Source organism: Amycolatopsis sp. cmx-4-54 (assembly GCF_046548895.1).
Classification (GTDB): domain Bacteria; phylum Actinomycetota; class Actinomycetes; order Mycobacteriales; family Pseudonocardiaceae; genus Amycolatopsis.
In genome coordinates this window covers 133,728-154,731 of record NZ_JAEBEJ010000002.1, presented here as the reverse complement: position 1 = coordinate 154,731, position 21,004 = coordinate 133,728, and the positions used below count along the sequence as shown (strand labels likewise).

Genomic DNA, 21,004 nt, shown 5'->3' with positions numbered 1-21,004 from the left:
GGACGGTTGGCATGACGGGAAACGCACCCCGAGTCGTGGGACAGGTACTGACAGGTGCCGCGTTCACGGTTTTCTTCGGCCTGGTGGCCGCGGGCGCGGCGACAGCCGATCCGTGCACGAGGCTCGCGAGTACCGGTGGCGGTTGCACACCGGACGGCGGCGGCAAGAAGTTGGAGGGCAGGGCGGAGTTGCGCCCAGCGGTGCCTCAGAAGCAGGAGAAGAAGGCGCCGGCGAAGAAGCTGGAGAAGAAGGCGCCGGCGAAGAAGCGGGTGACCCACGTCCGGCCGGACACGGACGACAAGAAGCCCCAGAAGGACGAGAAGAAGGATCGCGACGACGACAAGGAGGAAAGGAAGAAGGACGACCGCAAGGATCGTGACAAGGACGACGGCAAGCGCGACAAAAAGGACGACGACAAGCGGGACGACAAGAAGAAGCGCGACGACGACAAGAAAGACGACAAGAAGCGGGAGGACAAGAAGGACCGCGACGACGACAAGAAAGACGACAAAAAGCGAGACGACAAGAAGGACCGCGACGACGACAAGAAAGAGAACAAGAAGGACGACAAAAAAGGCGACGACAAAAAAGACCGCGACGACGACAAGAAGGACGACAAAAAAGACCGCAAGGATCCCAACAGGGCCGAAGCCGAGGACGACGATCGAGCCGACACCAAACCGGTCCACCGCGAGCCCGAGCCCGAGCCCGCCGCAGAGCCGGAGCCAGAGCCCGAACCCGCGATCCAGCCCGTCCGCGCCGCCACGGTGGCCCCGACGGTCCGCCCGGTGACGGCGACCTCGGTCCCGACCGTCAAACCGGTGAGTCTCAAGAAGCAGGCGACGCCGCCGCCGTGGGGCGACTACGACGTCGTCGCCCCGTCCTGGTGCAACGACGGCTGCAAGATGGCCATGAAGTACCTCGAACCCGTCGTCAAGGCGTTCAACGACGCGATCACCCCGAACAGCACCGAACTGAAGGTCGAAGGCTTCGATGGCAAGGGGAAGATCTTCTCGATCGAAGGCCACCGGTTCTATGCGCAGGGAACCTGGTATCTCCCGGACGGGACCGCCGGCGGCGAATACAGCGTCGGTGTCGACGGGAAGCTCGAACTGAAGTTCTCGAAGATGTTGATCCCGGAGTTCGAGGCCTCCGCGCTGCTGGGAGCGAAGATCTCGGGCCCGGAACACGAGGCGGACCTGGGGCCGTTGCTGACCAAGGTCAAACCCGAGGTGTCGGTCGGAGTCGGGGCGAAGCTCGGTGCGGGCTTCGCGCGCGGCGACGACGGCAAGATCCGGTTCAAGGCCGAGGGCGGGCTCACCGGTCCGATCGGGCTCAGTTCCGGCTTCGCGGTCGAGCCGAAAGACGATGTCTTGAGGCATCTGGGGCCGAGGTAGCCTTCCTTTCGTCGGCGGCCGAGGCAACCTTTCCGGTGGTCAACCGTCGAACGGAGATGAGGACCAGGGTGGCTCGCGGCGATGACGAGTTCGTCGAGTTCGTGCGGAACTCGGCGACTCGTCTTCAGCATGCGGCCTACCTGCTCACCAGCGACCGTCATCAGGCCGAGGACGCCACCCAGACCGCGCTCGCCAAGACGTACGCGGCCTGGTCGCGGGTACGCCGCAAGGACGCTTACGCCTACGCGCGGCAGGTCCTGGTCAACCACGTCATCGACGGCTGGCGGCGCCCGATCCGCGAGAACGCCACGGAGGACATTCCCGAGCAGCCGAGCGGCTTGGACGTCGCCGGTGCCGTTGTCCAGCGGAAATGGCTCCTTGACGCCTTGCGTACGCTCACAGACCGGGAGAGAGCCGTCGTGGTGCTCAGGCATTTCTTCGACTTGAAGGAATCCGACGTGGCCGGCGAACTGGGTGTCTCGATCGGCACCGTGAAGAGCACCAATTCCCGCGCCCTGACCAAGCTGCGGATCACCGCGGAGGACGGAACGGAACTGATCGGGGGGCTGGGACGGTGACCGACCTCGAGACGCTGCGTTCGGCATTGCGGGAACCGCCCGCCGAAGACTTCGCCGAGCCCGACCTCGGCGCGATCATGACCAAGGGCAGGCGGATCCGCCGTCGCCGCCGCCTCGCGACCGGCGGGGGCGGGATCGCCGCCGCCGTGGTGACAGTGCTGGTCATCGTCGGCGCGGTCGCGCTCAAGGGCTCCTCCTCCGAACAGCAACCGCTTCCGCCCGCCGCGAGCGCGCCCGCGCCCGCACCACCGTCGGCACCTGTCCCGGCGCCGACGGTCACCGAGGCCCCGTCGGAGCGGCCTTTCGGTGAGGCGATTCCGCTCGGGGTCAAGGGCGAAGACGGCCGTGAGCTGGTGATCCACGCCTTCGCGATCGACGAGCCGCAGCTGCCGGACGTCAGGTTCGGCCTGCAGGTCGCATACCGGAACCGGGCCGGCGACTACGACGCGCTCCTGGCCGCCAACGAGTTCAAGGGATCCGACCGGTCGTTCGGCTTCCACGCCGTGGACGGCGGCGACCTGATCCGAGGCACGTTCGTGCCCGTGTTCGGCTACTTCTCGGGTCCGGCGGCGCGGATCACCAGCACCGTCCGCGGGAAACCGGTCGAGGCCAAGGCCGTCCCGTGGAGCGAGGACCCGTCAATTGTCATCTTCTGGTTCGATCCGGGCCAGGTGGAGTCGCCGTACGTGCTGACCCCTCTCATCGCGTACGACGTCAGGGGCCAGCGCCTCACCAAATAGCGCATCCAGAGGACGAATGCGAGAGATCAGGCAGCGGCCTGCGTCAGCACCTGGTCGACGACGGCGTGCGACGGCAGGATCAGGTCCCGCTCGGTGTCGGCGTCGACCTTGCCTTCGAGCAGGTCGACGAACCGGTCCAGCTGCGTCGCGAGCGGCTCGCGCGCGGTGACCAGCTCCGGGATCTCGATGACGGTCTGCTGCCGGTAGCCGAGGCCGTCCTCGGTCACCGAGTCGTGCGAGACGTGCCGGTAAATGGTGACGTCGCGGCGGAGCAGGTCGATCTCGATCATGCGGTCCAGTTCGGACACCCAGAGCGAGCGGACCTTGCGCTGGCCGAGGCGCGACGCGGAAACCGTGGCGAGCCCGGACTCGAACGACAGCACCGTCTCGATGGTGTCCTCGGCGCCCTCGACCGAGCTCGGGTGGAAGTAGCCCGCGCCGGAGGCGACCCGCTGCGGGGTCGCGCCACCGAAGAACTGGATCGCCAGGTCGACGTCGTGCACCAGCAGGTCCCACGCGACACCGGTCTTGATCCGCGGCGCGTACGGGCCGTGGCGGCGGGCCATCAGGTGGATCGGCTCGTTGACCAGCGCCCGCGCGGTCATCACGGCCGGGTTGTAGCGCTCCAGGAGCCCGCACATCAGCGGGACCTCCTTCTTCGCCGACAGCTCGACGATCTCCTGGGAGAATTCGAAGCTGTTGCACACCGGCTTTTCGACCAGCATCGGCTTGCCCTGGCCCAGGATTTCCTGCGCCAGCTCGTAATGCGCCTCGGTGGCCGAAGCGAGCACGACGGCGTCCACATCGGACAGTGAGCCGATTTCGGGCGTCCACTGGGTTTCGTAGCGGTCGGCGACCTTGCGGCCGGCCTCTTCGCGCGGGTCGATCACGCGGACGAGGTCCACGCGCTCGTTCGCGGCGAGGACACGGGCGTGCAGCGAACCCATGCTCCCGGTGCCGATCAGGGCGATCCTGCGGGTGATCATGCGCCGAGTGCCTCACGGACGGTTTCGATGATGGTGTCCAAGTCGGACTCGGAAAGGTACGGGTGCACCGGCAGGGAAAGCGCCTGCGCGGCCACGGAAGCGGCCACCGGGAAGTCGTCGACCTTCGCTTCGGGGATCAGCGGGTTGTTGCGGTAGCAGTCGTAGTCGAAGACGATCTTCGGGTAGTAGATCCCGTTGCCGATGCCGCGTTCGGTGAGTGCGGCGGCGAGTTCGTCACGCGAGAGGAAGGCGTGCGGGCCGACCAGCACGGTGTATTGGTGCCATACGTGTTCGCGGCCCGGCAGGGCCCGCGGGACGTCGAGGCCCGGGGTGCCGGCGAGACCATCGGTAAGGCGCTTCGCGTTGGCCTGGCGGGCTGCGGTGAGCTGGTCCAGCTTCTCCAGTTGCGGGATGCCGACGGCGGCGTGCAGATCGGTCATCCGGTAGTTGTGCCCGGCGACCTCGTACTGGTATCGGGCACGCATGCCCTGGTTGCGCAGCACCCGCAGGCTGTCGGCCAGCTTGTCGTCGTCCGTGGTGATCACGCCGCCCTCGGCGGTGGTCACGTTCTTGGTGGCGTACAAGGAGAAGCAGCCGATGCCGAAGGAGCCGGCCTGCTTGCCCTGGAACGACGCGCCGACGGCCTGCGCCGAGTCCTCGATGATCTGGAGCCCGTGCTCGGCGGCCAGCGGCGCGAGCTTGCCCATGTCCGCGGTCTGCCCGTAGAGGTGCACGGGCATGAGGACCTTGGTGCGGTCGGTGATCGCCGCGGCCACGGCGTCCGGGTCGATCGCGAAGTCGTCGCGCCGGATGTCGGCGAAGCGGACGGTCGCGCCGGCTTCCAGGATCGCGTTCAGTGTCGCCACGAAGGTGAACGGCGAGGTGATGACCTCGTCACCCGGCCGCAGGTCGAGCGCCTGGATGGCGGCGACCAGCGCGGTGGTGCCGTTGTTGACGGCGATCGCGTGTTCGGTGCCGGAAACGTTCGCGAACGCGTCCTCGAAGCGCTTGACCATCGGTCCCTGTGCGATGACGCCGGATCGGAGCACCTCGACGACGAGGTCCTCCGCGTCACGGACGTCGACCACGGTGATGGGGATCATCTGCAAGTCTCTCTCGACGGGGCGTTCAGGTGCGTCCGGTACGGTGAGCTGCCGTTTCTGCGCCCGGCTGCCCGCGCTGGCGCGGGCCACACGTTACCGGGACCGCCGAAGCGCCCATTACCCCAGGCTGCCTCCCAGCCACAACGAACGGATCTCACGTGGTGAACCGCATCCACCCGACAGCAGTCATCGGCGAGGGTGTCGAGCTCGGCGAGGACAACGTCATCGGACCGTTCACCGTCATCGTGGGTCCCACGCGCATCGGCGACGGCAACTGGATCGGCCCGCACGCGACCATCGGGACCCCGGGTGAGGACCGCGGCCGCGAGCACCCGGCCGCCTGGGAGTCCGCGCCGAACGGTGATCCCGATCACGACGGCCACGGCGTCGTCATCGGCAGCCGGAACCGGATCCGCGAGTACGTCAGCGTCCACCAGGGCACCTGGCGCACCACCGGCATCGGTGACGGCGGCTACTTCCTGCGCGGCTCCCACATCGCCCACGACTGCGTCGTCGAGGACGCAGTCACGGTCGCTTCGAACGTCATCACCGGCGGCCACTGCCACATCTGGTCCGGGGCGAACCTGGGCATGGGCGCGATCCTGCACCAACGGGTCGTGGTCGGCCCCGGCGCGATGGTCGGGATGAGCTCCGCGGTCCGCAAGGAAGTGGGTGCGTTCACCATCGCCGTCGGCAACCCCGCACGGGTGACAGGCGTCAATACCGTCGGGCTGTCCCGCCGTGGGCTGGACGAGGCCACCATCGAGGCACTGGGACCGTGGCTGAAGGGTAAGGCCGGTCTCCCTGAGGACGGGCTGGCCGACCGGCTGCCCGGCGACCTCTCTACCTTGGTGAAGGCGTGGGACGCCCGTCCACGCGACGAGCACTAGGAGTCAACAGATGGCAGTGTCCAACGCTCAGGCCGCGAGGCCGGATGTCCCCGGCAAGCTGCGTGAGGTCTTCGTCGAGGCGCTGGACCTCGATGGCGATGTCGACGTCGAAAACCTCAAATACCGCGACATCGAAGCCTGGGACTCGGTCGGTCACATGTCGCTGGTCGCGGCCATCGAGGACGAGTTCGACGTGGAATTCGACACCGATCAGGTGATCGACATGTCCAGCTTCAAGGTCGCCGTCGACATGGTGACCGACCTGCAGAACAAGTGATGCTGGACGGAAAGGTCGCCCTGGTCACCGGGGGCACCCGGGGGATCGGGCTGGCCACCGCGCGGGCGCTCGCCGAGGCGGGCGCCACCGTCGTCCTGACCGGCCGCGACGAGGCGAAGGCCAAGGAAGCGGCGGCCGCGGTGGGGGCCGCGAGCGGGCTCGCGCTGGACGTCACCGACGCCAAGGCCGTGTCGACGCTGGTCCGCGGCGTGGCCAAGGAGCACGGCAAGCTCGACATCGTGGTCGCCAACGCCGGGATCATGGAGGACGCGCTCCTCGGCATGATCCGCGAGGAGCTGGTCGACACCACGCTGAGCACCAACGTCGCCGGCACGCTGCACACCGTCCAGGCCGCCGCCAGGGCGATGATGCGGAAGAAAGCCTCGCCCGCCGGCGATAGAGGCACAAGCGCTGGCGCGATCGTCGTTCTCGCATCGATCGTCGGCGAGCACGGAAGCGCTGGTCAAACGGTGTATGCGGCCTCGAAGGCGGCGGTGGCGAACATCGCGCGTTCGGCCGCGAAGGAACTCGGCCGGTCCGGCATCCGGGTCAACGCGGTGGCGCCTGGTGTCATCGACACCGACCTGACCTCGGGCCTGACCGACGACGCCAAGGCCGAGAACATCGGCAAGACCCCGCTCGGGCGGCTCGGCACGCCCGAAGACGTGGCGAAGGCGATCCGGTTCCTCGTCAGTGATGACGCTTCGTTCATCACCGGGCAGGTGCTGGGCATCGATGGAGGATTAGTTCTCTAATGACCCTTCTGGGTGTGGGTGCGCGACTGATCGACGTCACGAGCGGCAGGACGCTCGAGGGCGAGGAACTCGACACCGAGGTCACCCGCGTGGGTACCGCGTTGTCGCTGCTGCCGCCGGGCGCGCTGTTCGCGCGCATGTCGGTGGACCTCGAAAGCGTCCTGAACTACCTCGGCGCGTTCGAGGCGGGCCGCGCGATCGCGTTGATCGACCCGGCGCTGGACGCCGACGTCCTGGCGGGGCTCATCGAGCGTTTCCGCCCGGCCGCCGTGCTGTCCGCGCCGGACGCGCCCGCACCCGAGGGGTACGGCGTTTCCGACAGCCACTGGGTCCGGAAGTCCGCCGAGGGCGTCGAGCCGCATCCGCACCTCGCGGTCCTGCTGCCGACCAGCGGTTCCACCGGCAACCCGAAGCTGGTCCGGCTCGCGCGCGATGCTGTTTACGCGAACGCCGACGCGATCGCGCGGGTGCTCGGCATCGACCGTCACGAGATCGCGCCGACCAGTCTCCCACTGCACTACAGCTATGGCCTCTCCGTGTTGAACTCGCATCTCGTCCGCGGCGCGACCGTGGTCATCGAGCCTTCGGGCGTGCTCGGGCGCGGATTCTGGGACGCGGTCAACGAGCACAAGGTCACCTCGCTCGCGGGCGTTCCGTACCACTACGAGATGTTGCGGCGCCTCAAGTTCGACCCGGCGAAGTATCCGACGCTGCGCACGCTGACCCAGGCGGGCGGCAAGCTCCGCGACGACCTGGTCGCTCAGTTCAACGACAAGATCCGCGAGGTCGGCGGGCGGATGTTCGTGATGTACGGGCAGACCGAAGCCGCCCCGCGAATGACCACCGTCCCGGCGGAACGGCTCGCCGAGAAGCTCGGTTCGGCCGGGCCCGCGCTGCCCGGTGGCTCGTTCGCGATCCGGCGCGAGGACGGTTCCGAAACCACGCATCCGAAGATCGTCGGCGAGGTCGTCTACCGCGGGCCCAACGTGATGATGGGCTACGCCGAGGACGAGGCGGGGCTGGCCGCGGGCGACGAATACGGCGGCGTGCTGGCCACCGGCGACCTCGGGTACCTCGACGAGGACGGGTTCCTCTACATCACCGGGCGCCTCAAGCGGATCGGCAAGGTCTTCGGCAACCGGGTCAGCCTGGATGATCTCGAGCACGCCGTGCGTTCCGCCTCGGTGGGGATCGACGTCGTGGCCGCCGTCCCGGCCGGGGACAAGGTCGTCCTGTTCGCCGAGGGCGCAGACAAGGACATCTGCAAGGACGCCGCGAAGGCGCTGTCCGAGCGGCTGCACCTGCACACCAGCGGGTTCGACGTCCGCGCATGCGACATCGTGCCGCTGCTGGCCAGCGGCAAGATCGACTACCGGTCGCTGGAGGCCAAGGTATGAGTAGCCGCGGCACACGAGCCGACCACAGAGCGCGCTCGTACACAGCTACGCGCGAGCTCGCGGAGGAAACAGTATGAGTGTGTTCACGCTTTCCCAAGCTGAGCGCGAGAAGTCACTACTTCCGCAGCTCTCCGAGCTGACCGCGCACCACCGCGAGAACTCCGGAGGGTACGAACGCATCCTCTCGTCGCTCGGCATCGCGCGAGACGCGGAGTTCGCTTCCATCGCGGACCTGCCGTGGCTGCCGGTGCGGATGTTCAAGACGCACGACCTGCGCAGCATCCCCGAGTCCGAGATCTTCAAGACGCTGACCTCGTCGGGCACCACCGGCGCGGGCGCGTCGCGGATCTACCTGGACAAGGCCGCGGCCGGCGCGCAGACCAAGCAGCTCGGCGCCACGTTGCAGGAGGTCCTCGGCGGCGAGCGGCTGCCGATGCTGATGGTCGACACCATCGGCATCATCAAGAACCGCCGCTCGTTCTCCGCGCGCGGCGCGGGCGTGCTGGGCATGGCCAACTTCGGCCGCAAGCACACCTACGTGCTCGACGAGAACGACCAGCCGGACGTCGAGGCGGTCAAGACGTTCCTGGCGACGTACGGTGACAAGCCGTTCCTGATCTTCGGCTTCACCTTCATGGTGTGGCAGTACCTCTACGAAGTCGCCCGTAAGCACAAGCTGGACCTGTCGAATGGGATCCTGATCCACTCCGGCGGTTGGAAGAAGCTGATCGACCGCGCGGTGGACAACACCGAGTTCCGCCGCCGGTTCAAAGAGGACACCGGGCTCACCCGGATTCACAACTACTACGGGATGATCGAGCAGATCGGCACCGTGTTCCTCGAAGGTCCGTCCGGGAACTCGTTGTACTGCCCCGATTTCGCCGACGTCGTGATCCGGAACCCGGAGACCTGGGAAGAGCAGCCGGTCGGCGAGCCCGGCGTGATCGAGGTCGTCAGCACCCTGCCGCACTCGTATCCGGGGCACGTCCTGCTCACCGAGGATCTCGGTGTCTGCAACGGAATCGACGACGGCGACTGGCCGGGCAAGCACTTCTCGGTCATGGGCAGGCTGCCCAAGGCCGAGGCCCGCGGCTGCTCGGACACCTTCCAGGGGGCGGCGGCATGAGCCTGAACCAGCGTTTTCCGCTCGCGGAAGCGATCGAGGTCGACAAGCTCGTCGAAGAGCTGCGTGCCGAGCCTGTCGGCGGGCGGCTGCGCGTGGGCGACCCTCGCGTCGTCGAGTTCCTGACGAAGTTCGCGCGCAAGCTGCTCGCGCCCGCGACGGCTCGCCGCTTCCCGGAGCTGGCGTCGCTCGGTTTCTTCCTGCGCAAGGGGGAGATCGCCAAAGCGCTGAAGACGTTGGAATCCTCCGGTGACGCGCTGCGCTTCCCGCGCGGGCTCGTCTTCCACGTGCCACCGGCCAACGTCGACACGATTTTCGTGTACTCGTGGGCACTTTCGGCGCTGGCGGGCAATCACAACGTCGTCCGCGTCTCCTCGCGTTCGGCCGGTGCCGCGGAAACGGTGCTGGAGGCACTGAACGCCGCACTGTCCGAAGTGGACGCGGACACCGCCGCCGCGATCACCGCGACGCAGCGCATGGTCACCTACGACCGCAGCGACGCGATCAGCGGCGCGCTCTCGGTCGCCGCGGACCTGCGGGTCATCTGGGGCGGCGACGCCTCGGTCGCCGCGCTGCGCAAGTACCCGCTCGCCCCGCACGCGCGTGACCTGACCTTCCCGGACCGGTCGTCGTTCGCGGTCGCGTCGGTGCGCGGCTGGCAGAACGCCTCCGAAGCCGAACGCCGCAGCGCGGCCGAGGGCTTCTACAACGACTCGTACTGGTTCGACCAGGCCGCCTGCTCGTCGCCGCGCGCGGTGTTCTGGGTGGGCGACGAAGACGGCGCCCGCGAAGCCGGACAGGGGTTCCGGAAGCTGCTCGCCGAGGTACTGGCGACGAAACAGCACGTCACCGAGCCCGCCATGGCCGTGCAGAAGCGGGTTTCCGCGTACGGCGCGGCCGTCGACGGGCTCGTCAACGGCATCGAGTTCCAGGGCAACGGCATCGCGACCCTCGAACTGACCGACCCCGCGATCCTGCCGCGCGAATGGCTCGGTGCGGGCACTTTCGCCAACGCGCGGGTCGACACGCTTTCCGATCTCGTCCCGATCGTGCTCCGCAAAGACCAAACCGTCGGTCAATTCGGCTTCACCAAAGAAGAATTGACGCAATTCGTGACGGAATTGGCGGGCCGCGGCGTCGACCGTGTCGTTCCGTTCGGCTCGGCCCTGACGTTCTCCGCGATTTGGGACGGCTACGATCTGCTGACCGAGTTCAGCCGCTTGGTGACCGTGCAGGCCTGACCTGCGGTGACGAGGTAGCAGCAGAGGAGGTTCAGTGACGACCGTCGAAACGCCCGAAGAGGCTGGATCGGACAAAGGCGGTTCTTTATCCGCTGCGCAACCGAAATCCACCAAGGCGAAGATCCTCGACGTCGTCCGCTGGGTCGCGATCCTGCTGGTCGTCGGTTTCGCGGCGAAGACCTTGGTCACCAATTGGGGCGAGTTCTGGCGGACGCTGTCCGAGGTCGCGTGGGAATCCTCCACGTTGAGCCTGCTCGCGCTCATCGCCGCGATCATGGTGTCGACCTACGGCTGGCAGGTCATGGTCGACGACCTCGGCAAGCCCATCGGCTACGCCCGCGGCGCGCAGATCTGCCTCGTCGGCTCGCTCGGCAAGTACGTGCCGGGTTCGGTGTGGGCGTACCTGCTGCAGATGGAGCTGGGCCGCAAGGCCGGGCTCGCCAGGGCGCGGATCTTCACCGGTTCGCTGATCCAGCTCGGCGTCGGCGTGGTGTCCGCGCTGGTCGTCTCGCTGCTCGCGGCCCCCGCGGTGTTCAGCAACAGCCCGCGGGCGCTGTGGCTGTTCGTGCTGATCCCGGTCGGCCTGGCGATGCTGCACCCCCGCGTCCTCACCTGGGGCACGTCGCTGGTGCTGCGGATCCTGCGCCGCCCGCCGCTGGACCACCGGCTGAGCTGGTCGGTCGTCGGGAAGGTCTTCGGCTCGTCGACCGCCGCCTGGGCGCTCCAGGGCGTGCACCTGTGGCTGCTGGCGAACTCCGTCGGCACGCCCGGGTTCAGCGGGTTCGTGCTGTGCGTCGGCGCGATGGCCGTCGCGATGACCGTCGGGACGTTCGCGTTCATCCTCCCCAGTGGTGTCGGCGTCCGCGAGGTCGCGCAGGTCGCCGTGCTGACCGCGTCGGGCCTCACCGTCGTCCAGGCGACGGCGTTCGCCATCGCCTCGCGCGTCATGTTCACCGTCGCGGACCTGATCACCGCCGGCGGCGCCGCCCTCTCGGCCCGCCTCGTCACCAGCCCCCGCGTTTAGTCGACTGATTGCGGGCGTCAGGGGTTCAGCCGGTAGATGACGGCGTCGGCGTTGCGGTAGACCTCGGTCACGAAGTTCAGACCGTCCAGATCGCGCAGTCCCGCCTGGCGCGGGGCGCCCGCCGGGTAGCCGTACTGCCCGAGGACTGGCAGCACGGCGGCCATACCAACGTCGACGAACTGATCGACCTCTGCCGGCGAGACCACCGTCTCAAAGACGAACCCGGCTGGACCTACCACCTCGCCACCGACGGCACCCTCACCATCACCACCCCACCGGACAGAGCTACGACAGCTCACCCCCGCCACTTCACCTACCCCGCCTAAGGACACCGCTCGCCGACGAACCGCCACCGTTCTGAGCTGCGTTGCCGTGAAGCGGCGATGGGTGGTTAGGTCTTGCCGTTAGAGTTGCGTTGCCGAAACGCGGCGATGGGCAGCTAGGTCTTGCCGTTAGAGTTGCGTTGCCGAAACGCGGCGATGGGCAGCTAGGTCTTGCCGTTAGAGTTGCGTTGCCGAAACGCGGCGATGGGCAGCTAGGTCTCGCCGCTAGAGTCGCGTTGCCGGAAACCGGCGACAGGCGGCTAGGTCTCGCCGTCAGAGCCGCCTCGCCGAAACGCGGCGAGAAGCACCCCCTGTGCGCAGGGTTCTGCTTTACCCCCTTCGAATCCTGCCGCTGCCAAGCGTCGTCATTGGAGCCCTGTCGCCGGAAAGCGGCCACGGGCGGCGTGTGCGGAGACGCTGCTTTGGTCCTTCGAGTTCACGGTCAAGTCTTGCTGTTTGACGCGTCGCCGGAAAGTGGCGACGGGCACCCTGTGCGCAGGGGTTCACGTTGGCACAGACAGCGTGCCCACGAAACCCCGACGCAGCCGTCACCACCCGACCACTCACCCACCGCACGTTCAGCCGCGCCACCGCCGCCCGCACCTGCGTGTTCGACGGGTACTCGCGGAAACGCCACTCCAGCAGCCGCGCGTCCGACGGCGACAGCGTCTCGGGTGGGGAATCCGCACAGAACCCCGAGGTGCGGAACGGAATGGAAAGTCAGATTTACCGCCGGGCACCGTTACCCGAAGGAGTCACATCCTGCCGGGCAAAACGGCGGGAAGGTTGCCCACTTTGTGCACACTTGCTGGACCATTCGTGTCAATTGACTGCGCCGAAAGAAACACACCGGCGCGGTGATCGATACTTGACCATAGTCTTTCGTCAGGGGAGTGGCTCGGCCCGGGAGGGTGGGGATCAGGTGGTGATCGCGCTTGTCGTCGCCTGGTTCCTGGTCGCGGTCTTCGTCCTGGTGGCCTGGCCCAAGATCGGCGCCGAAAAGGCCTGGCGCGCCGTCGCGCTGACGCTGACCCTCGCTTTCTCGCTGGTGCACCAGCTGATGTATTCGACCATCGCGGAGGACGCGTACATCACTTTCCGTTACGTCCAGAACATCGCCGACGGCAATGGGCCGGTGTTCAACCCCGGCGAGCGGATCGAGGGCTACGCGAATTTCCTCTGGATGATCGTGGTCGCGTTGCCGAAGGCCGCATTCGGGGCCGACATCGAGACCTCCGCGATGGTGCTCGGCGTGCTCGCCACGCTCGGCGCCGTCCTGCTCGCCCAGGTGACGGTGAACCGCGTGGTCGCGCGGGCGGCCGGCGAGGCGCGCCCGGCCTATGGCGTGGCCGCCGCGGTGCTGGTCGCGGGCGCCGGGGGCCTGGCCGCGTACGGCGGATCGGGCACCGAGACGCCGTTGTTCGTCCTGCTCGTGTTCGGTGTCTTCGCCTCGCTCGCGGCCCGGCGGCCGGTGGTCGCGGGGGTGCTCGTCGCCTTCGCGATGATGACGCGCCCGGCGGGGATCCTGCTCGCGGTCCTGGTCGGGATCTGGCTGGTCGTCGCGGCCTGGCGCGGCCGCTACACCTGGTGGTCACCCGTGGGCTCGCTGCTCGGAGGGCTCGTCTTCGTGGCGCCGTGGACGGCCTGGCGGGTGATCTACTACGACCACGTCCTGCCCACGTCGGTCGTCATCCCTTTCGACGTCGGCCTTTCCGCCCGGATCGAGGGCGGGTGGCGGTATCTGTCCGGGTTCTCCCTGGTCCACCAAGGATTCCTGCTGCTCGGCCTGATCTCGGTGGTGGCCCTGCTGCTGCGCCGCACCGGCCGGACGCCGCACGAGGCCGAAGCCAGGTCGCTGACGTGGCTGATGCTGGCCACCGCCGCCGGGCTCAGCGGTTTCGTGGTCTTCTTCGGCGGCGACGCCGGGCCCGCCTGGCGACTGCTGGCGCCGATCCCGCCGCTGCTTTCGGTGGCGGCGGTGTCTGTCTACGGTGTGCTCGTTTCCACCGCGAAGCCGAGCCCGCGCCCGCGGGCTCCGGTCCAGCGGCTGATGCCCGCCGCCGCGGTGGCGTTGTCCGGGCTCGCGGTGCTGGTGTCGGTGTTCAGCCCGGAGATGCTCGCCCGCGTGCGCGCCTGGCACGACCACGGCGCGCAGATGGAGGAGATCGGCCGCTGGCTCGACGGCTATCTGCCGCCCGGTTCGGTCGTGAGCACTTCCGCGCCCGGCGTGCTGTCGTACCACGCCGGGACGCAACTGCAGATCGTCGGCGTCCGGGGCCAGACCGAGGAAGCGGGTGAGGCCGTCGTCTCCCGGCGGCGTCCGACGATCGCCGTCATCACCGACAGTGGTTACTCGGCGAAGCAGACCTGCGTGATCGACCCGGCGTACGCGGCTCGGTATCGCGTCGCGACCTTCGCGCGCGAAGGAACCTCGTCGTGGATCACCGTGTTCATCCGGGCGGACGTCGAGCGAGCGGTCACGTCGGCCCTCGACCGCTCGCCCGTTTTCCGCCACGTACCGTGCCCTTCGTGAGTGTCGTTTCCCCCAGCAGACCGGCAGCGCGTGAGACTTCCTCGCGCTTGTTCGGCCTCGGTGTGTTCGCCGCGGCGCTCGCCGTGCTCCTGATCCGCTTCCTCGTGCCGCGGCCGATCGCGATGTCCGACAACGGTGACGGTTTCCGCGTGCTGTGCGGGGCGGGCATCCCGTGGAAGGGCGAACCGGAGGGCTTCGTCCACCTCGCCTACACCGTCCCGGCGGGCGAATGCGACGCCACCTATCTTCTGACCCAGAGCTGGTTCGCGCGGATCGCGCGGTCGATCGGCGGGCTGCTCGGCCTCGAAGCGACGCTCAGCCTGGTCGTCCTCGGCGTGTTCACCAGCGTCCTCGCCGCCGCGGCGGTCGCGCTGATCGTCGTCGGATTGCCGTATTCGCGCCGCGTTCGCGGTTTCGCGGCCGTGGGGCTGCTGCTGGTCGTCGCGGACTCGGCGTTCTTCGGCTACTTCGCCTCGGTGCTGGGCGAGGGTGCCGCCTTCCTCGGTCTCCTGCTCGCCGTCGGCGGCTTGCTGGTCGCCGCGCGGCCCGGCTGGTGGCGCTACGCGGGACTCGCCGTGCTGCTCTTCGGCGGCCTGATCGCGGTGAACGCCAAGGTCCAGACGTTGATGATCCTGCCGTTGCTCGCGCTCGCCGCGCTGCTCGTCCGCTCGGCGGGCGTTCGCGGCCCGAAGCGCTGGCTTCCCGTGGTGTTCGTCATCGGCGCGCTCGCCGGTGGCACGGCCTACGCGCAGCAGACCGTCGAACCGGCGAAGCTGCCCGACGGCTCGCTCGCCGCGCGGCCGGGCGACGATTCGCGGGAGATCAACATGTTCAACACGATCTTCCTGACCATTGTGGACGGTCGGCACGACACCGGGGCCGACCTCGCCGCGCTGGGGCTGCCCGCCTCGTTCGGCCAGTACGCGGGCAACGGCTGGTGGCATCCGAGGCCCGCGACGCAGGACCCCGAGTACCCGAAGTACCGCGAACAGATCAGCAGGCGCAACGTCGTCGAGTATTTCGCGACGCACCCCTGGCGCACCGTCGAGATCCTGGACCGCGCGGCGGGAGATCTGCTCACCGCGCGGCCGCCCTACCTCGGCAGCTTCGATCGGTCGGCGGGCTTCGCCGCGGAGACCCAGGAATACCGCGTTCCGATCGTTTCGACCGCGACGAAACTGCTGGCACCACTGGGTTTCTTCGCCCTGCTGCCGATATGGGCCCTGATCGCCTGGCGCGGCTGGAAGACCCGCCGCGCCGCGCTGGGCGTCGTCCTGGGCTTCCTGCTCGCCGTCGCCGCCGGGCAGTTCGTGCTGGCCGCGCTGGGCGACGGCTTGGAGAACGTCAAGCACCAGGTGATCGCGCTGTACTGCACGGTGCTCGGCGTCGCACTGGCGCTGGTGACCTTCGCGCGTCAGGAACGCCCCGGAGTGATGTGACCTACGCGACCGTAGGTTGGTCACCCTACGGTCGCGTAACCTGAACGAATGGCTGAGCTCGTTTACCCGCCCGTCATCATGGCGGCGAAATTGATGTTCCGGGTGCTGGACAACCGCATCCGGGTGGAGGGGACCGAGCACATCCCGTCGACGGGCGGGGCGGTCATCGCCTGCAACCACGTGAGCTATCTCGACTTCATCTTCTGCGGGCTCGGCGCACAGCCGGCGAAACGCCTGGTCAGGTTCATGGCGAAGAAGGAGATCTTCAGCAACCGCATCGCCGGACCGCTCATGCGCGGCATGCACCACATCTCCGTCGATCGCGGCGCGGGTCTCGCGTCGTACCGCGAAGCCGTCGATCGCCTGAAGGCCGGAGAGGTCGTCGGCGTGTTCCCCGAGGCCACGATCAGCCGGTCGTTCACCGTGAAGGACATCAAGTCCGGCGCGGTCCGGATGGCCGCCGAGGCGGGTGTCCCGATCGTGCCGATGGCGCTGTGGGGCACGCAGCGGCTGTGGACCAAGGGCCGCCCGAAGGACCTCACGAAGCGCCACGTCCCGATCTCGATCCTCGTCGGCGAGCCGATGCACCCGAAGGCCGACGAGGACGCCGAAATCCTTTCGAAGGACCTTCGCGTGCGGATGTCCGCGCTCGTGGACCGCGTCCAGGCCGGCTACCCGGAGAAGCCGTCGTCCGACGACGAGCGCTGGTGGCTGCCCGCGCACCTCGGCGGCACCGCGCCGACGCCGGAAGAGGCCGCGAAGCTCGACCGTGAAGGCCGTTAGACCGCCTGGCCACCCGCCGGATGTTGCGAAAGCCACTTTCGCAACGTTGAAGGTTGGGAAAGTGGCTTTCGCAACGCCTGCGGCCGAGCCGACGTGAAGGCCGCTAGAACCAGCGTTCGAGCACCTGCGCCACGCCGTCCTCGGAGTTCGGCGCGGTGACCTCGTCGGCGACGTCGAGGGCGTAGCGGTGCCCGTTGGCCATCGCGACGCCGTGCCCGGCCCAGCCGAGCATCTCGACGTCGTTCGGCATGTCCCCGAACGCGATCACCCGCTCGGCCGGGACACCGAGCCGCTCGGAAACCTCGGCCAGCCCGGTCGCCTTCGTGATGCCGTGTGCGGCGATCTCGATCAGGCCGGTGTTGGTCGAGTAGGTGATGTCGACCGAGCCGCCGAGCACCTCACGCGCCGCCCGCGCCATCTCGTCGGAGTTCATCCCGCGCCTGCTGATCAGCAGTTTGATCGCCGGATGCCCGAGCACCTCGGCCCGCGGCGCCTCCGTGCCCTCGTGGTTGCCCCACGGATTGTGGTAGTCCGGCTCGATCACGAAGTTGCGCATCTCCGGGTCGAGCGCGGACTCACCGACCCGCTCCGCGGCGAACCGGCAGCCGGGGAGAGCGTGATCAAGAGCACTCACCGTGTCGTGCAGCAGCTGGGGTTCCAGCAGGCCGTGGACCGCCACGATCCGGTCCGTCCCGATCTCGTACAGCACCGCGCCGTTCGCGCAGACGGCGTACCCCGTCAGACCGAGCGGGGTCGCGATCGGCGCGATCCAGCGCGGCGGACGGCCGCTGGCCAGCACGAACGGCACTCCGGCCTCGGCGACGCGCCGGACGACGCCGATCGTGCGTTCGGACAGGACCTCCAACGGGCCGAGCAGGGTGCCGTCGACATCGGAGGCGATCAAGAGAGGCTTTTCCACCGGCACATCATCCCCGAAGATCCGCCCATCGGGCGAAGTGTCGGCGGGCACCGCTACCTTGCCGGGTGTGCGCGTAGGCATCGTGATCCTTCCGGAAGATCGTTGGTGGGCGGCCGAGCCGAAATGGCGGGCCGCCGAGGAATACGGCTTCGACCACGCTTGGACGTACGACCACCTCGGCTGGCGGAACCTCGTCGACGGCCCGTGGTTCAGTGCGATGCCAACGTTGACGGCGGCCGCGATGGTGACGTCGCGGATCAGATTGGGCACCTTCGTCGCCTCGCCGGTCGCGCGGCACCCCGTGCCGTTCACCCGTGAGCTGACCACCCTCGACGACATCTCCGACGGCCGCTTCATCCTCGGCGTGGGCGCCGGCGTCCCGAACACCAACTACGACGTGACCGTTTTCGACGGCCCCGAGCTGTCGGTCAAACAGCGCACGGACCGGTTCGCCGAGTTCGTCGAAGCGCTCGACGGGCTGCTGATGACCGACGGCTTCGACTTCGAGGGCGAGTACTACCGGGCCAAGGGCGCGCGGAACCAGCCGGGCTGCGTGCAGCGGCCGCGGCTGCCGTTCCTGGTGGCCGCGAACGGCCCCCGCACGATGACGCTCGCCGCCCGGTTCGGCGCGGGCTGGGCCACCACAGGCGTCAAAGCGGACACTCAGGACGAGTGGTGGAAGGGCGTCGCGGAACTCGGGAAGACCTTCGACGAACGGCTCGACGTCGTGGGCAGGGACAAGGCGAGCGTGCAGCGGGTCCTGAGTCTCGACTCGGCGCCGGTCTTCTCACTCTCCAGCGTGGGCGCGTTCACCGACGCCGCCGGGCGGGCCGGGGAACTCGGCTTCACCGACATCGTCACCCACTGGCCGCGGTCCGGGGACTACTACGTCGGCCGTGAGTCGACCCTCGAAGAGGTCGCGAGCGACGTACTCCCGGTACTCCAAGGAAGAAGTTCTTAGGCCGATCGGGTGACGTCGGCGGGCCCGGTAAACCGGTTCCGACCCGCGGTCGTCTGACAGACGAGTACAGCGAGTGGGTGTGGCCGACGACGGCTGCCCCTCATGGGTCACCCCGGGGGTGAATGGGGGACTGAGGCTCGCGTGGTCGCGGCAGGGGCAGTCCGCGACCACGCGAGCCTTGATCTTTTGGCCGTGACTCGCGTGTCCAGACCTGGAACTCGCGTGATTGAAGGCGTAACTCGCGTGTTCCGGCGGGAAACACGCGAGTTACGCCTTCAATCACGCGTCATACGGCTTCAAGCACGCGTCTTACGCCCCCGTGCACATGTGATCGCTGGACCCGCAGGAGTACGCGACACCCCTCCCGCACGCTATGAACGGGCCGTTCATAGCGTGCGAGAGCGGCTAAGTGTGCGCGAACCGGCCGTCAGCGGGTCAGGGTGTAGATCGACGCGCCCGCGTTGCCGAAGTCCTTCCGCAGGAAGCCCAGCCCGTCCAGATCCCGCAGCCCCGGCGCCGGCGGCTCGCCGATCTTGATCGGCGTGCTCCCGATCAGCACGTGCTTGATGTTCAGCCGCCGCACCGCGGCCCGCACCTCGGGGTCGGTGTCGTACTCCCGGAAGTGCAGCGCCAGGTACTTCGCGTCCGGCGGCGGCACGCCCGGGTCGTAGTGCCCGGCGACTGGGTGGATACCGGTGATCGCGTACAGCCAGGCCGTCCCGTCGAAGCGCTCATTGAGCACCTTCTCGTCCGGTCCGACGTTCAGCTTGGTCAGCTCGTTCATCGCGGCCAGTTCGTCGGCGCTGACCGGCGGCGTGACCTCGCCCTCGGGCCCGTTGTAGTACAGGAACGACACCGCGTGCGCGTTCGACTCGGTGTAGAAACCCTTGGTCAGCACGGCCGACGCGGCCACGACGAACACGGCGGTCGCCAGCCCCAGCCGGGCGGGCAGCGCGGGACGGCTCTTCACCCACGAGCGCCCGCTCGCCCACTTCGCGAACCAGCGCTGCAACTCCGCCATCCCGTGTCCGGCCAGCAGGCACAGCGGGATCGCGGCGAGCGCCATCAGGCGGTACCGGTCGTTCCACCACGGCCGCGAGAGCGAGATCACCCACGGTTCGGCGCCGAACGAGGCGACCAGCACGAACAGTGCCGAGAAGCCGATCGCCGAAAGCCCCAGCCAGCGCATCCGGCCGAGCCGGAACAGGCTCAGGACGCCGATGGCCAGCAACACCGTCAGCCACACCTGCGGGGCGCTCAGCACCTGCCGGAACGTCACCAGCAGCCCCAGCGACTTCACGACCGGCAGATCGGAACCCCACGCGTGATAAGGGTATGAACCCGAAGTGAATTTCAGGGCGCCGAGGATATGCGGCGCCGCGAGCAGCGCGCTCCCCACCATCACCGGCACCATCTTGACGACGTCGCCGCCGAGCACCCGCCAGCCGCCACGGCCTTCCGGCACCCCGTCGAGCGGTTTGTGCCGCAGCGCGCGGTACCAGCGCTGCACCACCAGCGGGAAGGCGAACAGCAGCGCCCCGAACAGCGCCGACGAGTGCGCGGCCAGCAGGCCGACCGCGGTCAGCGCGAGCACGTAGCCGGTGTCGAGGCCCGGCCGCGCGAGGAAACGGGCCAGCGCGACCACGGCCAGCGGCGTCAGCACGATCCCCAGCGCGAACGGCAGCAGCCCGCTGGACACCGACTCGTACGCGCCGGTGGTGGCCGCCGCGGCCACCAGGGCCGTGCAGCCCGCGAACACCGCCCGCCCACCGAGCTGGCGGATCAGCGCGACCATCGACAGCGCGAAGACGCCGGCGACCGGCATGGTGATGGCGTTGAGCGTGACCGGGATCGTCGTACCCGAGATCGAGTACACGAGCGAGCCGACCAGGTGATACGCGTTCGGGTAGAACGAGCCGTCCGGGTACCAGTTGACGGTGCCCATGCCGGTCAGCGAGCCGTCGCCGGTCTCGGCGATGTAGCGGATGCCGTTCGCATGGAACACCGTGTCCCAGCGCTGGAACACCGCCGTCGTCCCGCCGCGGGCCGAGAGCACCACGAGGATCGAGATCCCCACGGCCAGCGCGACACAGGCGGCGACGGCGTAATGCGCGCGCGGGTGCCATTTCGTCGGCGGCTCCTCGGCGCCCGGTTTGATCCAGCCGCGTGCCTGCCCCAGTCTCCGCAGGCCGGAGCCGATCCCGGCGAGCACGAGCGTGACGGCCGCCACGGTCAGGGGGTTGTACGACACACCCGCGAGTGCCAGCCACGGACCGGCCAGTCCGGTTACCGTGTAGGACAGCAACGGGGCCAGGCCCGCCAGGGCCCAGCCACGCAGGCCCGCGGCCCGGCCGACGAGCCCGCCGGGGACCGCCAGGACGGCCAGGTAGGTGAGGGTCGCACCGAAGTAGGACCAGAAGGTGTCCGGAGTAGGCACTCGCTTTTTACTGCTTTCTGGCTCTTCCGCTCGGGGTCCGGGGCGGAGCCCCGGCCGGGTCTGGGGCGGGCCCCAGATGGTGGAGCCTAAATGTGTCT

At 68.5% G+C, this 21,004-nt stretch carries 19 protein-coding genes and 1 pseudogene; 15 read left to right on the top strand and 5 right to left on the bottom strand.

Annotated elements, in window-relative coordinates:
• The first annotated feature begins 11 nt into the window (after positions 1-11).
• From ACLJQ7_RS05935 to ACLJQ7_RS05925, 3 genes are all read left to right on the top strand, one after another.
• Positions 12-1,397 carry a hypothetical protein gene (locus tag ACLJQ7_RS05935; protein ID WP_410647136.1) on the top strand — a complete coding sequence of 462 codons (1,386 nt, stop codon included), beginning with the start codon at positions 12-14 and terminating at the stop codon, positions 1,395-1,397.
• A gap of 68 nt (positions 1,398-1,465) precedes the next feature.
• Positions 1,466-1,975, top strand: a complete 510-nt coding sequence (locus tag ACLJQ7_RS05930) for a SigE family RNA polymerase sigma factor (RefSeq protein ID WP_125679130.1) — start codon at positions 1,466-1,468, stop codon at positions 1,973-1,975.
• Complete coding sequence (locus ACLJQ7_RS05925) at positions 1,972-2,715, top strand: hypothetical protein (RefSeq protein WP_410647135.1); 744 nt, start codon at positions 1,972-1,974, stop codon at positions 2,713-2,715. Before ACLJQ7_RS05930 ends, ACLJQ7_RS05925 begins: the two co-directional genes overlap by 4 nt.
• A 26-nt stretch (positions 2,716-2,741) precedes the next feature.
• Here ACLJQ7_RS05925 and ACLJQ7_RS05920 read toward each other — a convergent pair whose 3' ends face one another.
• Together ACLJQ7_RS05920 and ACLJQ7_RS05915 are read right to left on the bottom strand one after the other, a co-directional pair.
• On the bottom strand, positions 2,742-3,701 hold the full coding sequence (locus tag ACLJQ7_RS05920) for a Gfo/Idh/MocA family protein (RefSeq protein ID WP_410647134.1): 960 nt from the start codon (positions 3,699-3,701) through the stop codon (positions 2,742-2,744).
• Positions 3,698-4,804: a DegT/DnrJ/EryC1/StrS family aminotransferase gene (locus tag ACLJQ7_RS05915; RefSeq protein WP_410647133.1), complete on the bottom strand. Its 1,107-nt coding sequence runs from the start codon at positions 4,802-4,804 to the stop codon at positions 3,698-3,700. The genes ACLJQ7_RS05920 and ACLJQ7_RS05915 overlap by 4 nt, the downstream gene beginning before the upstream one ends.
• 158 nt (positions 4,805-4,962) lie before the next feature.
• Here ACLJQ7_RS05915 and ACLJQ7_RS05910 point away from each other — a divergent pair, with 158 nt between their 5' ends.
• The 7 genes from ACLJQ7_RS05910 to ACLJQ7_RS05880 all read left to right on the top strand — a co-directional run bounded on the left by ACLJQ7_RS05910 (position 4,963) and on the right by ACLJQ7_RS05880 (position 11,511).
• Positions 4,963-5,694: a UDP-N-acetylglucosamine acyltransferase gene (locus ACLJQ7_RS05910; protein ID WP_410647132.1), complete on the top strand. Its 732-nt coding sequence runs from the start codon at positions 4,963-4,965 to the stop codon at positions 5,692-5,694.
• A gap of 10 nt (positions 5,695-5,704) precedes the next feature.
• On the top strand, positions 5,705-5,971 hold the full coding sequence (locus ACLJQ7_RS05905; protein WP_410647131.1) for an acyl carrier protein: 267 nt from the start codon (positions 5,705-5,707) through the stop codon (positions 5,969-5,971).
• The gene (locus ACLJQ7_RS05900; RefSeq protein ID WP_410647130.1) at positions 5,971-6,726 is read left to right on the top strand and encodes an SDR family NAD(P)-dependent oxidoreductase; all 756 of its coding nucleotides are present in this window, start codon (positions 5,971-5,973) and stop codon (positions 6,724-6,726) included. The genes ACLJQ7_RS05905 and ACLJQ7_RS05900 overlap by 1 nt, the downstream gene beginning before the upstream one ends.
• On the top strand, positions 6,726-8,123 hold the full coding sequence (locus ACLJQ7_RS05895) for an AMP-binding protein (RefSeq protein ID WP_410647129.1): 1,398 nt from the start codon (positions 6,726-6,728) through the stop codon (positions 8,121-8,123). Before ACLJQ7_RS05900 ends, ACLJQ7_RS05895 begins: the two co-directional genes overlap by 1 nt.
• A 73-nt stretch (positions 8,124-8,196) precedes the next feature.
• Positions 8,197-9,249 carry an acyl-protein synthetase gene (locus tag ACLJQ7_RS05890; RefSeq protein WP_410647128.1) on the top strand — a complete coding sequence of 351 codons (1,053 nt, stop codon included), beginning with the start codon at positions 8,197-8,199 and terminating at the stop codon, positions 9,247-9,249.
• Complete coding sequence (locus tag ACLJQ7_RS05885; protein ID WP_410647127.1) at positions 9,246-10,487, top strand: acyl-CoA reductase; 1,242 nt, start codon at positions 9,246-9,248, stop codon at positions 10,485-10,487. The genes ACLJQ7_RS05890 and ACLJQ7_RS05885 overlap by 4 nt, the downstream gene beginning before the upstream one ends.
• A gap of 34 nt (positions 10,488-10,521) precedes the next feature.
• A complete protein-coding gene (locus ACLJQ7_RS05880; protein ID WP_410647126.1) occupies positions 10,522-11,511 on the top strand; it encodes a lysylphosphatidylglycerol synthase transmembrane domain-containing protein in 990 nt (329 codons plus the stop codon).
• Positions 11,512-11,528: 17 nt separating this feature from the next.
• On the opposite strand, the gene ACLJQ7_RS05875 is transcribed toward ACLJQ7_RS05880, so the two are convergent.
• Positions 11,529-11,717, bottom strand: coding sequence for a hypothetical protein (locus tag ACLJQ7_RS05875; RefSeq protein ID WP_410647900.1), 189 nt, complete (start codon positions 11,715-11,717; stop codon positions 11,529-11,531).
• On the opposite strand from ACLJQ7_RS05875, the pseudogene ACLJQ7_RS05870 reads away from it, so the two are divergent.
• The 4 genes and pseudogenes from ACLJQ7_RS05870 to ACLJQ7_RS05855 form a co-directional block, all read left to right on the top strand.
• Positions 11,658-11,872, top strand: a pseudogene (locus ACLJQ7_RS05870) (HNH endonuclease); the annotation flags it as partial. The gene ACLJQ7_RS05875 and the pseudogene ACLJQ7_RS05870 sit on opposite strands and share 60 nt — an antisense overlap.
• An 884-nt stretch (positions 11,873-12,756) precedes the next feature.
• Entirely contained in the window at positions 12,757-14,367 is a 1,611-nt protein-coding gene (locus tag ACLJQ7_RS05865; protein ID WP_410647125.1) for a hypothetical protein, read from the top strand.
• Positions 14,364-15,806, top strand: coding sequence for a hypothetical protein (locus ACLJQ7_RS05860; protein WP_410647124.1), 1,443 nt, complete (start codon positions 14,364-14,366; stop codon positions 15,804-15,806). The genes ACLJQ7_RS05865 and ACLJQ7_RS05860 overlap by 4 nt, the downstream gene beginning before the upstream one ends.
• A gap of 48 nt (positions 15,807-15,854) precedes the next feature.
• Positions 15,855-16,589, top strand: coding sequence for a lysophospholipid acyltransferase family protein (locus ACLJQ7_RS05855; RefSeq protein WP_410647123.1), 735 nt, complete (start codon positions 15,855-15,857; stop codon positions 16,587-16,589).
• A gap of 103 nt (positions 16,590-16,692) precedes the next feature.
• Here ACLJQ7_RS05855 and ACLJQ7_RS05850 read toward each other — a convergent pair whose 3' ends face one another.
• Positions 16,693-17,493 (bottom strand): HAD family hydrolase, encoded by an 801-nt coding sequence (locus tag ACLJQ7_RS05850; protein WP_410647844.1) that lies wholly within the window; start codon positions 17,491-17,493, stop codon positions 16,693-16,695.
• An 82-nt stretch (positions 17,494-17,575) separates the two neighbouring features.
• On the opposite strand from ACLJQ7_RS05850, the gene ACLJQ7_RS05845 reads away from it, so the two are divergent.
• The gene (locus ACLJQ7_RS05845) at positions 17,576-18,469 is read left to right on the top strand and encodes an LLM class flavin-dependent oxidoreductase (RefSeq protein ID WP_410647122.1); all 894 of its coding nucleotides are present in this window, start codon (positions 17,576-17,578) and stop codon (positions 18,467-18,469) included.
• Positions 18,470-18,896: 427 nt separating this feature from the next.
• Here the strand turns inward: ACLJQ7_RS05845 and ACLJQ7_RS05840 are convergent, their stop codons facing one another.
• Positions 18,897-20,906, bottom strand: a complete 2,010-nt coding sequence (locus ACLJQ7_RS05840; RefSeq protein ID WP_410647121.1) for a DUF6541 family protein — start codon at positions 20,904-20,906, stop codon at positions 18,897-18,899.
• Between the last annotated feature and the right edge of the window lie 98 nt (positions 20,907-21,004).

Bases quoted from the DNA above. Each gene is read 5' to 3' on its own strand.
- ACLJQ7_RS05885 (WP_410647127.1), top strand. From the start codon at position 9,246: ATGAGCCTGAACCAGCGTTTTCCGCTCGCGGAAGCGATCGAGGTCGAC.
- ACLJQ7_RS05920 (WP_410647134.1), bottom strand. From the start codon at position 3,701: ATGATCACCCGCAGGATCGCCCTGATCGGCACCGGGAGCATGGGTTCG.
- ACLJQ7_RS05855 (WP_410647123.1), top strand. From the start codon at position 15,855: ATGGCTGAGCTCGTTTACCCGCCCGTCATCATGGCGGCGAAATTGATG.
- ACLJQ7_RS05890 (WP_410647128.1), top strand. From the start codon at position 8,197: ATGAGTGTGTTCACGCTTTCCCAAGCTGAGCGCGAGAAGTCACTACTT.
- ACLJQ7_RS05900 (WP_410647130.1), top strand. From the start codon at position 5,971: ATGCTGGACGGAAAGGTCGCCCTGGTCACCGGGGGCACCCGGGGGATC.
- ACLJQ7_RS05905 (WP_410647131.1), top strand. From the start codon at position 5,705: ATGGCAGTGTCCAACGCTCAGGCCGCGAGGCCGGATGTCCCCGGCAAG.
- ACLJQ7_RS05895 (WP_410647129.1), top strand. From the start codon at position 6,726: ATGACCCTTCTGGGTGTGGGTGCGCGACTGATCGACGTCACGAGCGGC.
- ACLJQ7_RS05935 (WP_410647136.1), top strand. From the start codon at position 12: ATGACGGGAAACGCACCCCGAGTCGTGGGACAGGTACTGACAGGTGCC.
- ACLJQ7_RS05915 (WP_410647133.1), bottom strand. From the start codon at position 4,804: ATGATCCCCATCACCGTGGTCGACGTCCGTGACGCGGAGGACCTCGTC.